Raw genomic sequence first — 12,327 nt, 5'->3', positions numbered from 1 at the left:
GCGATGCTCCGCTTCAGGCAAATGCGATGTTTGCAGAAGTTCGCCGCAGTTCATTCTTCCGTCCACAACCATTTCAATCAGGAACGCGCCCTCTACAGCAGAGACAATTTCAAGCTCAACCGCGCCGCTGCTCTCTCCGAGTGGCGCCAACTTTGTTCAGCATAAGTTCCGGCATTTAGGGGTAAACAGAGACTGGTTCGAATTGGTCTGACAGCACCGTCAACTTTGTTCCGGATAGGTTCGCAGTTTCCGCGGCAAACTGAGACTGGTTCGAATTCGTCTGACAGCACCGGTTCGAATTCGTCTGACAGCACCCTCCTATGATCGTCTCAATCGAATTGCGAGGAAGATTTCTACAGTTGACATTCTCGTTCGAATTTTGATAGAAATTTTACAAGCTGCAACTTATTCCAAAACTGAGAATATCAATCTTGTGGCACAAGCGGGGGTGACTTCATCCTTGTGAACCAAAGAACGGGAGGAATGTGAAATGAGGATCTTTGGGAAGGGGCCGCTGGTCTCTGGACTGCTTGCAACAGCAATCGTTGCGGCAACAAGTATTGGGGCGATGGCAGGAGAAGGTAAGCGCATTGCGTTCTTCGTGTCGGACCTTTCAAACGTTTTCCACCAGTCGCAAGCGTCGGCTGCCGAGAAATACGCCATGGACAAGTATGGCGCCGAGGTCGTGGTATTTGACGGTCAGGCCGATTCGGCTGTGATGACACAGAATGTCGACCAGATCGTCGCGGGTGGCTTTGATGCTGCAACGCTGCATATCTGGGACGCAGAAGCCGCGACGCCGGGCGTGAATGATGCGCTGGACGAAGGCATTGTCATGACCTCGTTCTTTAGCCCCATCACCGACACCGGTATTCCGACAGCCCGCAGCGACGAAGCCTCGGTTTCGTTCGAAATGGGTGCACAGATGGCGACCGCATGGAAGGAAGCGCATCCTGACAAGCCGATAGTGATGGTACAGCTGGGCTGGCCGAACCACACCGAAGTGAACTCGGGCCGTACATCGCCATTCGTCGAAGGCGTTATGTCTGTTGATCCGGGTGCAGAAAATCTGGGTGCTCTGGACTCGAGCAAGGGTCAGGAAGCGGCCAAGCAGATCGTTGTTGACCTTCTGACCCAGCGCCCCGAAGTGAACCTGATCTATTCGGAAGCTTCGAACCTGACGGTTGGCACAATGGCCGGTCTGTCGCAGCTGGGTCGTGGCAAGTTCGAGGACGGTAAGCCGCTGACCGAGATCGTTGCAAGCGTCGACTTTGATGCAGTTGAATTCGACCAGGTGTTTGATCCGAATTCGAGCCTGAAGGTTTCGATGGGTCTGCCACCGCTGGAAACAGCTCAGGGTCGTATCGATCTGATCATGGACGTGCTGAACGGCAATGTTGAAGCCAAGGCAGAACCTGCGCAGGAATATTTCTACAAGGCCTATACGATTTCGTACTGGTCCATGGAAAAGGATGACGCGCAAGACTGGCTTAGTGCCCAATTCGGCGGCTAAGCTGGCAAAAAGGCACCCGGTGTCACCCCACTTGATCGCCGGGCGCCTTTATCTAACCAAAACCAATACCCGGGCGGATCGCTGTGACCAGTGCCCACCAGTGCAACCTGATCTTTGATCCAAAGGACCTTGGAATGACCGGACCTCAGACACATACGGTTCTTTCGGTGAGCGGACTCACCAAGGATTACCCCGGTGTTCGCGCTGTTGACGATGTGAGCTTTGCCATTGAAGGCGGAACGGTTCACTGCCTTGTTGGCGAAAATGGCGCTGGCAAGTCGACCCTCGTCAAAATGCTGACTGGAGCGTTGGATCCCACGAGTGGTTCGATGTCGGCCAATGGAAACGAATACACCCCCAACAGCCCGCAGGACGCCCGGAAAGGCGGCGTCGCGACCTTGTTTCAGGAATTGCACGTCGTTGATGAACTCACCGTGCTGGAAAACCTGACCCTTGGTATGGAGCGCAGCTGGTTTGGGTTTCTTGTCAAATCCGAACTCGAGGAGCGCGCAGTCAAGACGCTGGCCGCGATTGAACCCTCGATTGATCCGTCGGCGCGTGTGTCGCGGCTAAGCGTTGCCCAGAAGCAGATTATTGAAATTGCCCGCGCAGCATCATCTGGCGCAAATATTATCATCATGGATGAACCCACAGCCGCCCTGTCTGAACGAGAGGTTGAAAGGCTGTTCGGCGTGATCCGCCGGTTGCGCGAAAACGACGTAACGGTGATTTACATATCGCACAAGCTGGACGAGATTTTCGAGCTGGGGGACAATGTAACGATCCTGCGGGACGGCAAACACATTGCGACCAAGCCTTTGGCCGACGTTGACGGCCGTTCTGAGCTGATCGAGATGATGATCGGTCGTACGGTTTTCCAAAGCTATTCGCCACGCGGAACTGTCGGGAACAAGGTGGTTCTGAAGGCGCGGGGGTTAACAACCAGCCTTTTGAAAGACGTGTCTTTTGACATCAAAGAGGGCGAAATCGTTGGGTTTTACGGCCTTGTCGGGGCAGGAAAAACCGAGATTGCTCGCGCGCTTTATGGGGCAGACTCGTTTGAGGGCGCGGTTGATTTCAAGGGTAAGCCGGTCGGGCGAACACCGACTGCGGCCATTGCCTCGGGCATTGCATTGGTGCCAGAAGAGCGCCGGACGCAGGGGCTTTTTACCAATCTGACCATTCGTGAAAACATCCCCGTGATGAACCTGCCAAGGGTGTCGCGCGGCGGTGTGTTCAAAGCCGCAGATGTACAGGATGCGGCCCATCAATATGTCGAGCAGTTGAGTATCGCCACGAGTTCAATCGAGAAGCACACAGAAAAGCTTTCGGGTGGAAATCAGCAAAAGGTGGTTTTTGCCAAGTGTCTGTTTTCAAGAGCGGAACTTCTTTTGCTGGATGAGCCGACGAGGGGAGTTGATGTGGGTGCCAAGTCTGAGATCTATGACATCATCAAGGACCTTGCGGATCAGGGAAATGCCGTGGCGGTGTTTTCCTCGGAGCTCGAAGAAATTCTGGGAATCTGTGACCGTGTGTTCCTGATGTTTGACGGTCACCTGCAGGAAGAAATTCCCAACGGGCCGGATGTGGACATTTCTCATATCCTGAACGTGGTGACAGGCGGACAAGAAAGTGTTGCGAAATGAGTAGCTTGACCGAAAACATACCACAGTCCCTGCAGCGTGAAAAAATGAGTGATGAAGGCTTTATCACCTCGCTGGTTGTGATCGTGGCCGTGGCGCTGTTTTTGGTCGCCTCTTTGTTGGTGCCAAATTTCTTTCAATGGCAAAACGTCGTCAATCTTGTCACCAACAACTGGGCGGTGATTTCCCTTGGCATTTTCGTGTCCTTTCTGTTGGTGTCGGGCAATTTTGATCTGTCAGTCGGAGGGATCGTGGCGCTTTCAGGGGTGCTGTCGGTCTGGTTTGCCCAAAGTCCGGACGGGGCAAACGCCCTGTCCAGCGGGCTTGGAATGCCTTATCCGCTGGCGATCCTGTGCGCCCTGATTGGGGCCTTGGCCATCGGGGCGATGAATGCGCTGTTTGTGGTGCGGCTGGGAATTCCGTCGATCATTGTCACACTGGGGACCATGATGGTGGCACGCGGCATTGCGCAGGTCATCACCCAGGGGTCACAGCGCAATACAAACCTGCCGGATGAATTTGGATTTCTGGGGAACTTGACGATGTTCGGAACTTCGGTGAAGCTTCCGGTTGTTTTAATGCTGCTGCTTTTTCTTGTGGCCGTGTTTGTCGAGCGCAAGATGGTGTTTGGCCGGATCACATACTGGATCGGCGCGAACCCCGAAGCGGCGACCCTGTCGGGCATCAATCGCAGCTGGCATATCACCAAGCTTTATCTGTTCAGCGCCGCCGTAGCCGGCATGGTCGGGATCCTGCTGGCTTCCGAGTTCAAATCTGGTTTTTCCAACCGGGGCACGCTGATGGAGTTTGACGCTCTGGTCATCGCGCTGCTGGGCGGGATCGCCATCACCGGCGGGTTTGGATCCGTGATCGGTATGTTCTTTGGCGCCATCATCCTTGCGGTGGTGACGTCGGCGGCGACCGGAATGGTCCTGTCCCCGGACTGGCAGTTCATTCTCAAGGCAATTGCCGTCTTCCTCGCCATCGTAACGCAAACCTGGGCAGTTGCCCGTCGGAACAGGTGATCCGGATGTCGATGACTTCATACTCCAACCAGACGTCTTCCGCCGCGCGTTTCACGAGTTTTTTGCGGAACTACTATATCTATTTCGTGCTGGTCGCCGTGGTCGTGTTGCTGAGCACTGCCAACCTTGATCAGTTCGCATTGTTCGAGCGTGGGAACTTTCTCTACAAGCGCAATATCATCAACATCCTGAGGGTTTCGGCCCCGTTGCTGGTGATGGCAGGCGCCTTCACGCTTTTGATGGTCTCTGGCTATATCGACCTTTCCGTGGGCAGCGCCATGAGCCTGAGCGCGGTGGTCTATGCCATGCTCGCCATCAACGGCGTGCCGTTTATCCCGGCCTTTGCCCTGACCGTGCTGGTCGGCGTGTTGCTGGGGGCAATCAATGGTTTTCTGGTGGTGAGGCTGAATATCACACCGGTCATTGCAACGCTGATCACGCTGAGCCTTTTCAAAGGTGTTGCCCTGTTGCTGGTGCAAGATGGTGTTTCGGCGATCAAATCGGACAATTTTCTGAAGATCCCCGGTTGGTTCAACGATTATGGTCGCGCAAAAGTGCTGTTTGATCTGCCAGCTGCTTTTTGGGTGGCGGTCGCCGTGACGCTGGCGCTGATCGTTGTTCAGAACCGCGGTAAGCTGGGCAAATATGCCGCTGCGACCGGTGGCAACCCTACCGCCGCCAAGTTGTCTGGCATCAATACAGGAAGAACCGTTTTTCTGCTCTATGTCATTGTTGGGGCGTCCGCCGCACTGGCAGGGATTGCCCGCTCCAGCTTTATGTCACTGGGCGACCCGCTTTCTGGTGACGGCATGGAACTAACTGCTATTCTTGTGGTTTTGCTTGGGGGCACGGCCTTTAGCGGCGGCGAAGGTAAAGTCCTGCGGTCCTTTGTGGGTGCCCTGATCATCATGATGCTGACTGTTGGAATGCTGACAATTGTCCCTGCCTATTATCAGACGCTGGTTATCGGATCTGCGCTGCTCGCAGCCGCCGCGTCCAATCATCTTGTAAGCCGAAAAGGTAAAGAGTCGTGACCGTACAATCGCCAAACCCTGATCAAATGCGCCTGATCGCGCAGGTTCTTTCGCTTCACTATGAAGAAGGGCGGTTGCAGTCTCAGATTGCAAAGGAGCTGGCTCTGTCGACGGCCAAGGTCAATCGCCTGATCAAACAGGGGCGCGAGCTGGGCATGATCCAGATCACGATCAACAGCCCGTTGCTCAAATATTTTGATCTGGAACGCGAGATTGCCAAGCGCTGGAACCTCAAGAAATGTCTGGTTGTTTCATCGGTGACCGGCAGCCCTCAGGCGACACTGAACGAGGTTGGCAAAGGGGCGGCATCGCTGTTGATGGACAGTATCCGCGACGGCGACACGATCGCAATTTCGGGTGGCAAGACGCTGAGCACGATGATCGAGAACTTGTCTACCGCATCTAAATTCGATGTCCGGATTACGCCGCTGACCGGTGGTGTGCAGGGCCAGCACTATACGGATGTGAACCATCTGGCGACCGAGCTGGCGAACAAGCTTTCCGGGGAAGCAACGCTTATCCACGCGCCGCTTCATGCGACAACCGAAGAAGAACGGGATATCATCATGTCGCTGAAATCGGTTCAGGCCGTGATGGATCAGTCTCGGCAGGCCGATATTGCGATTGTCGGGATCGGGGCTGTGGCAGGGGCGGATTCGACCTATTACACCGCCCAGCCGGTATCCGAAGTGGAACGGCAGCGGCTTTATAAATCAGGGGTGCGCAGCGAATTCCTTGGGCATCTGATCCAGAAAGACGGCTCTGCCTCGGGCAACACCTATAATTCCCGGTTGGTTTCGATGCCGCCCAGGGATCTGGTGAATATCCCGGTGTCTATCGCCATCGCGTCCGGCCCGGAGAAGGTCGAACCCATCGCTGCTGCCTTGAACGGTGGTTATTTCAATTCGCTTGTCACTGATGAGCACACGGCAAACACGCTTTTGCACAAGGAGGCAGATTAATGGATGCAGTTCTCTCCAATGACATGTTGACCCGTGAGATCGGAAATTCCGGCATCCGGGCTTCGGCCATCGGACTTGGCACATGGGCCATTGGCGGCTGGATGTGGGGCGGCACCATCGAAGCCGCATCGATCCGCGCCATTCAGGCGTCCATCGACAATGGGATCACGCTGATCGACACCGCGCCTGCCTATGGTCAGGGCCTGTCAGAAGAGATCGTTGGCAAAGCCATCAAAGGACGCCGCGATGAGATCGTGCTGGCCACCAAATGCGGACTGGTCTGGCATACGCAAAAGGGCAATCACTTTTTCGATTATGACGGCGCGCCAGTGCATCGCTATCTGGGCAAGGACGCGATTGTCTATGAGGTGGAGCAAAGCCTGAAGCGGTTGGGCACGGATGTGATCGACCACTACATCACCCATTGGCAGGATCCGACCACGTCGATCGACGAAACTATGGAAGCATTGGAACAGCTCAAGACACAGGGCAAGATCCGCTCGATCGGGGCGAGCAACACCAGCCCGCAGGATGTCGCGCAGTATGTTCAGGCCGGACAGCTGGACGCTATTCAGGAAGAATACTCCATGGTCAAAAGGGATCTGGAGCAGTCCCTTGTTCCGGTTTGTCTTGAAAACAAGGTGTCGATCCTGAGTTATTCCTCGTTGGCGCTGGGTTTGCTCAGCGGGAAAATCGGCCCGGACAGACAGTTTGGCGGCGATGACCAGCGCAAGGACAACCCGCGCTTTTCGATGGCGAACCGGGAAAAAGTGGCCGCATTGATGCAGGCCATCGAGCCGGTCGCAGATCACCATTCCGCCACCAAGGCACAGATTATCATCGCGTGGACACTTCAGCAGCCGGGGATCACCTTCTCGCTTTGCGGGGCGCGCAATGAACAACAGGCCGCCGAAAACGCAAAGGCCGGGCGCCTGCGTCTCAATGCGGCAGAAATTGAAACCATCAATGCCGCTGCGGCGGTCCATTTGACCAACCTGGACGGGTAGGCCTCGTCAAAATTGAAACACCAAACAGCGTTGCTTGCTTGGGCGGCGAACGGGGAAATTATGTCAAAGACACGTCAGGACAGATTAGATGCCATCGCACGCGATCCCGCGTTCGATGTCGTTGTGATTGGCGGTGGCGTGAATGGCATTGGCACATTCCGGGACTTGTCGCTGCAGGGCCTGCGAGTGCTGTTGGTCGAGCGCAATGACTTCAGCTCCGGCTGTAGTGCGGCCCCGTCACGGATGATCCATGGCGGACTGCGTTATCTGGAAAACGGCGAGTTCAGTCTGGTTCAGGAATCCCTGCGTGAACGCGACGTGCTTTTGTCGAATGCGGCCCATATGGTGCATCCTTTGCCGACCGTGGTCCCGGTTACCTCAGTGTTTTCAGGCATGTTCAATGCGGCGGCGGGGTTCTTTGGCTGGTCAGGCAAACCAGCGCGTCGGGGGGCCTTGCCGATCAAGCTTGGCCTGTCGCTTTATGATTGGATCACGCGCAAACGCCGCGCATTGCCACGTCATAAGTTTCACTCTGCTGCTGCCACACATCGTGAGTGGCCCGCACTTACCACGGCCGCCCGCTTTTCCGCGGTTTTCTATGACGCGGCCATTACCCATCCCGAACGTCTGTGCATCGAAATGATTGCGGACACAGAGGCCACAGCTTCCGAGTGCATCGCGGTGAATTATGCCGGGCTGACTCCGCTGGGCGATGGTTTTGTGCTGACGTGCCAGCGATCCGGCCGGAAACTGGCGGTCCAGCCGCGTACAATCGTCAACGCGACCGGCGCATGGCTCGATTCCACAGCCGCGTCGCTGGGGAATGGTGCTGCCGAGCGCATGGTGTCCGGAACCAAGGGCAGTCATGTGATCGTCGAGAACCAGCAGCTGTTAAAGGCGTTGAATGGCCACATGGTCTATTTCGAAAACGCCGATGGCCGGGTGTGCATCGCGTTTCCGTTTCAGGGAAATGTTCTTGCGGGGTCAACGGATATCCGGGTGGACAAGGCATGTCGCGTTCGTTGTGAGGACGACGAGATGGACTATATTCTCGGCTCTCTGCAATCGGTTTTTCCCGAGATCAATGTGTCGCCCGACGACGTTTTGTTCAGCTTTTCAGGCATTCGACCGTTGCCACAAAGTGATCAGGATTTCACCGGGCGCATTTCACGCGGGCATTTTATCAAGCGGCTCGATGGCAAAGTGCCCCAGTTCTGCATGATCGGCGGCAAGTGGACGACGTTCCGGGCCTTTGCCGAAGATACTGCTGATCTGGTTTTGGCGGAATTGTCCCATGAAAGACGGTGCAAGACTGAGGCGCTTGCCATTGGCGGCGGGCGTGATTTCTTGCGGGGAGCAGGGGTGTTGGAACGCGATCTGGTGCAGAATTACGCAATCTCACCAGATCGCGCCACGCATCTTGTGAGCCATTATGGGTCTGCGGCTGCGGCTATGCAGGATGTCTGTTCAAACGGCACACCCGATTTGCCGCTTGCCGTCGGATCGCCCTACTCAACGAACGAAATTGCCCACCTAATCCGCACAGAGCAGGTCGAGGATCTGTCAGACATCGTTCTGCGACGCACTGCCCTTGCGATCACCGGGGCCATTTCGATGGAACTGATCGAGGTGCTGGCCGAAATCCTCGCCGCTGAACGAGGCCTGTCCCCGAAGGAAATCGGCGATCAGCAGATCTGCCTGATCGAAGAATTGTCAGACTACTACGGCGTGTCGCCACAGATGCTGACCGAGCGAAATAATCAATGGAGAAAACAATGCGTGTAAGCACCAAAGCCCGCATGAACCGGATGTTCACCAATGGCGGCTGTCTGGATGTCGCGATTGATCACGGCGTCTGCAATGAACCCAGCTTCATGGTGGGGCTCGAAGATATGCCGGGCGTGATGGACACGCTGATCAAGGCCCGTCCGGACGCGATCCAATGCGCGTATGGGCAGGCCGATCTTTTGCAGTCGCGCCCTGAAAAGGACAAGCCAGCGCTGGTGATGCGCATCGACATGGGCAACCCCTATAATGATCAGCGCCACAGTGTGATGTGGTCTCAGCTGCAAAGCGCGGATGAGCCGATCCTCGGCGCGATCGAAATGGATGCGGCGGCTGTGGTCGTAAACCTGTTCATGCTGCCCGACGAACCGGAATTGTTCCGCCAGTGTGTCGACAATATTTCCCGCGTGCGCGAGGCCTGCCGCAAGTACGGTATGCCGCTGATGATCGAACCGTTGGTGATGCTGCCCAATGACGTGCGCGGCGGGTATCAGGTGGACGGTGATGCCGAAAAGATCGTGACGCTGGTGCGGCTGGCTTCGGAAATGGGGGCGGATATCATCAAGGCCGACCCAACCGAGAACGCAGAAGATTTCCACCGGGTGATCGAAGCCGCGCGGGTGCCGGTTCTGGTGCGGGGTGGCGGCAAGGAAGACCTCAAAACCGTGCTGATGAAATCCGCCGTGCTTTTGGCGCAGGGCGCTCAGGGGATGGTTTATGGCCGCAATATCTATCAGCATGACAACCCAAAGGCTGTTGTGGCGGGGCTCATGGCGATGATCCATGACGGCGTCGGCGGCGAAGAAGCGTGGGACATTTATAATCGTGGCTGATCACAAGAAATATCTGTTGGGGCTTGATGCCGGGAATACCGTGATAAAGGCCGTGTTGTTCGATCTGGAAGGCAACCAGATCGCGATGCACGCGCTGGACGGGCAGTCGTCGGCGCCTGCGCCGGGGCGTGTCGAGCGGGACCTGAACGAACTTTGGGCCAATGCGGGCGAGGCGATCAGCGGCTGTGTGGCCGCGGCAGGTATTGACGCGGCAGACATTGCGGCCATCGGCTGTGCAGGGCACGGCAACGGATTGTATCTGTTGGACAAATCCGGCGCACCGTTGGTGGGTATTCAGTCTCTGGACAACCGCGCGGCGGAGCTGGCATCAGAACTGGCAGCGGCGCATGGTGACCGGTTTCACGAGATCTGCCTGCAAAAACCATGGCCCTCACAGACGCCAACACTTTTGGCGTGGATCAAGCGTTACGAGCCCGAAATCTATGCCAACACAGGTACGGTTATGCTGTGTAAGGATTTCATAACCCACAAGCTGACGGGCGCACGGGTAAGCGACATCTCGGATATGTCGGGCTGTGGCCTGACCAGGATGCCGGACTGCAGCTATGACCACGAATTGCTGGCGCTTTACGGGCTGGAGGACGCGAAATCGCTGTTGCCGCGTTTGATCGATCCGGCAGATGTGGCCGGGACCGTGAGCGAAGAGGCCGCCGCCCAGACTGGGCTGGCCGTTGGCACGCCGGTTGTTGGGGGGTATTTCGACGTTGTGTCCAGCGCGCTTGGCTCTGGCGTTATCAAGCCCGGAGAAGCGTCGATAATCGCAGGCACATGGAGCATCAATCAGGTGTTTTCAGAGTCGCCAGTGGTGGATCAATCGGTCTTTATGGCGTCGGGTTTCGCGCCGGACCGTTTCGTCAATATCGAGGCCAGCGCAACCTCTGCCGCCAATTTGGAGTGGTATGTGCGCGAACTGGTGGAACGTAGTGCGCATCACGACGATCCGTTTGGCTATTGCAATGATAAGGTCGGCGAGGTTGCGCCGCAGTCGGACGATCCCTTCTTTCATCCTTTCCTTTACGGTTCGGGGCAGGGGGCGGAATTCCGTGCCGGGTTTTATGGGCTTGCCGGCTGGCATGGAGAGGGGCACATGCTGCGCGCGCTGTTCGAAGGTGTGGTGTTTGAACACCGCCGTCACATCGAAACCCTCAAACAGGCAGGTGTCGCGTTTGATCACGCCATTCTGTCGGGCGGCGGGTCGCGCAGTCCGCACTGGCCACAGATGTTTGCCGATTGCCTTGGGGTTCCGATCACGGTGGCCGAGGCACAGGAGACCGGCGCGCTGGGGGCTGTCATTGGGGCGGCCACCGCTGTGGGTATTGTCGAAAACTACGAAGACGGTATTGCCCGCATGACCCGTGCCAAACAGACCTGTCAGCCGAACCCTGACATGCAAGGCCACTATGACAGCCGTTACCAAACTTATCTCACACTTACCGAGGCAATGCGCGATCTGTGGACCCGCATGCAATCAAAGGATACCTGACCTATGAAAGCCGTAGGATTTCTGAACTCTCTGCCGATCGAGGCCGAGGACAGCCTGTTTGACTGCGACCTGCCCACACCGGATTTGCGCGATGCAGATCTGCTGGTGCGGATCGAGGCGATCTCGGTCAATCCCGCCGACGCCAAGCGCCGTATTCGAACAGCTGTCGATGCGCCACATGAAGAGCCATTTATTCTTGGCTATGATGCCGTGGGCATTGTCGAAGCCATGGGACCGGACGTGTCCGGCTTCATCAAAGGGGATCGCGTCTGGTACGCGGGTGATGCGAACCGAGCGGGGTCATATGCCGAACTTCAGGCTGTGGATCATCGGGTTGCTTCTGTTGCGCCACGATCGATTGAGCCCGCCTCGGCAGCGTCGCTGCCACTGGTGTCATTGACGGCGTGGGAAATGCTGTTTGACCGGCTTCAGGTGTCGACGGATGAAAACGCAGGCACTCTGCTTGTTGTCGGTGGTGCAGGTGGCGTTGGCTCGATCACCACGCAGTTGGCGCGCAAGCTAACGGGGCTTGAAATTCTTGCTACAGCGTCGCGCCCCGAAAGTGCCGACTGGTGCCAAAAAATGGGCGCGCATTATGTGGTGAACCATCGTGATCTGATCACCGAAACGCGCGCTACGGGGCACGAGTTTGTCGACTACATCGCGCAATATGCCGATCTGGCGCAGCACTGGGACGCCAAGTGTGAACTGATTGCACCACAGGGGCGGATCGGCACGATTGTCGAGACCGAAGAGAAGCTTGATATCTCGGCGCTTCAGGGCAAATCCGCTGCCCTGATGTGGGAATTGATGTTCACGCGCACGCTTTTCAGCACGGCAGACATGGCGCAACAGGGCGCGATCCTGTCCCGCATGTCGCGGCTGGTGGATGATGGCATCATCTCGTCAACCGACACCAAAACGCTGAACGGACTGTCTGCAAAGACCCTCAAAGAAGCACATAAAATCATTGAAACCGGTGCCATGATTGGCAAGATGGTCATCGCCTTTTGAGGGGAAA

General features: G+C 56.5%; 10 protein-coding genes and 1 pseudogene. All 11 read left to right on the top strand.

The window, feature by feature from the left end; all coding sequences use genetic code 11:
• A pseudogene (locus DHN12_RS24865) lies at nucleotides 1–165 on the top strand (IS6 family transposase); the annotation flags it as partial.
• A gap of 325 nt (nucleotides 166–490) precedes the next feature.
• Complete coding sequence (locus DHN12_RS17725) at nucleotides 491–1,513, top strand: substrate-binding domain-containing protein (RefSeq protein WP_108861374.1); 1,023 nt, start codon at nucleotides 491–493, stop codon at nucleotides 1,511–1,513.
• Nucleotides 1,514–1,647: 134 nt separating this feature from the next.
• A complete protein-coding gene (locus DHN12_RS17720) occupies nucleotides 1,648–3,159 on the top strand; it encodes a sugar ABC transporter ATP-binding protein (RefSeq protein ID WP_108861392.1) in 1,512 nt (503 codons plus the stop codon).
• Between the two features lie 44 nt (nucleotides 3,160–3,203).
• Entirely contained in the window at nucleotides 3,204–4,181 is a 978-nt protein-coding gene (locus DHN12_RS17715; protein ID WP_199913532.1) for an ABC transporter permease, read from the top strand.
• A gap of 5 nt (nucleotides 4,182–4,186) precedes the next feature.
• A complete protein-coding gene (locus DHN12_RS17710) occupies nucleotides 4,187–5,215 on the top strand; it encodes an ABC transporter permease (RefSeq protein WP_108861372.1) in 1,029 nt (342 codons plus the stop codon).
• A complete protein-coding gene (locus DHN12_RS17705) occupies nucleotides 5,212–6,177 on the top strand; it encodes a sugar-binding transcriptional regulator (protein ID WP_145974984.1) in 966 nt (321 codons plus the stop codon). The genes DHN12_RS17710 and DHN12_RS17705 overlap by 4 nt, the downstream gene beginning before the upstream one ends.
• Nucleotides 6,177–7,184 (top strand): aldo/keto reductase, encoded by a 1,008-nt coding sequence (locus DHN12_RS17700; RefSeq protein ID WP_108861371.1) that lies wholly within the window; start codon nucleotides 6,177–6,179, stop codon nucleotides 7,182–7,184. Before DHN12_RS17705 ends, DHN12_RS17700 begins: the two co-directional genes overlap by 1 nt.
• A 60-nt stretch (nucleotides 7,185–7,244) precedes the next feature.
• On the top strand, nucleotides 7,245–8,969 hold the full coding sequence (locus tag DHN12_RS17695) for a glycerol-3-phosphate dehydrogenase/oxidase (protein ID WP_108861370.1): 1,725 nt from the start codon (nucleotides 7,245–7,247) through the stop codon (nucleotides 8,967–8,969).
• Nucleotides 8,960–9,802, top strand: a complete 843-nt coding sequence (locus DHN12_RS17690) for a class I fructose-bisphosphate aldolase (protein WP_108861369.1) — start codon at nucleotides 8,960–8,962, stop codon at nucleotides 9,800–9,802. The genes DHN12_RS17695 and DHN12_RS17690 overlap by 10 nt, the downstream gene beginning before the upstream one ends.
• Nucleotides 9,795–11,306, top strand: coding sequence for an FGGY-family carbohydrate kinase (locus DHN12_RS17685; protein ID WP_108861368.1), 1,512 nt, complete (start codon nucleotides 9,795–9,797; stop codon nucleotides 11,304–11,306). Before DHN12_RS17690 ends, DHN12_RS17685 begins: the two co-directional genes overlap by 8 nt.
• Nucleotides 11,307–11,309: 3 nt before the next feature.
• Entirely contained in the window at nucleotides 11,310–12,320 is a 1,011-nt protein-coding gene (locus tag DHN12_RS17680) for a zinc-binding alcohol dehydrogenase family protein (protein WP_108861367.1), read from the top strand.
• The last annotated feature ends 7 nt before the right edge of the window (nucleotides 12,321–12,327 follow it).

It is taken from the genome of Ruegeria sp. Alg231-54 (assembly GCF_900143525.1).
Classification (GTDB): Bacteria; Pseudomonadota; Alphaproteobacteria; order Rhodobacterales; family Rhodobacteraceae; genus Ruegeria.
This window is presented reverse-complemented; position numbering and strand designations above follow the sequence as displayed.

Excerpts from the sequence above, each read along its gene's own strand:
- DHN12_RS17690 (WP_108861369.1), top strand. The coding sequence starts at position 8,960 with ATGCGTGTAAGCACCAAAGCCCGCATGAACCGGATGTTCACCAATGGC.
- DHN12_RS17680 (WP_108861367.1), top strand. The coding sequence starts at position 11,310 with ATGAAAGCCGTAGGATTTCTGAACTCTCTGCCGATCGAGGCCGAGGAC.
- DHN12_RS17725 (WP_108861374.1), top strand. The coding sequence starts at position 491 with ATGAGGATCTTTGGGAAGGGGCCGCTGGTCTCTGGACTGCTTGCAACA.
- DHN12_RS17715 (WP_199913532.1), top strand. The coding sequence starts at position 3,204 with ATGAGTGATGAAGGCTTTATCACCTCGCTGGTTGTGATCGTGGCCGTG.
- DHN12_RS17700 (WP_108861371.1), top strand. The coding sequence starts at position 6,177 with ATGGATGCAGTTCTCTCCAATGACATGTTGACCCGTGAGATCGGAAAT.
- DHN12_RS17720 (WP_108861392.1), top strand. The coding sequence starts at position 1,648 with ATGACCGGACCTCAGACACATACGGTTCTTTCGGTGAGCGGACTCACC.
- DHN12_RS17710 (WP_108861372.1), top strand. The coding sequence starts at position 4,187 with ATGTCGATGACTTCATACTCCAACCAGACGTCTTCCGCCGCGCGTTTC.
- DHN12_RS17695 (WP_108861370.1), top strand. The coding sequence starts at position 7,245 with ATGTCAAAGACACGTCAGGACAGATTAGATGCCATCGCACGCGATCCC.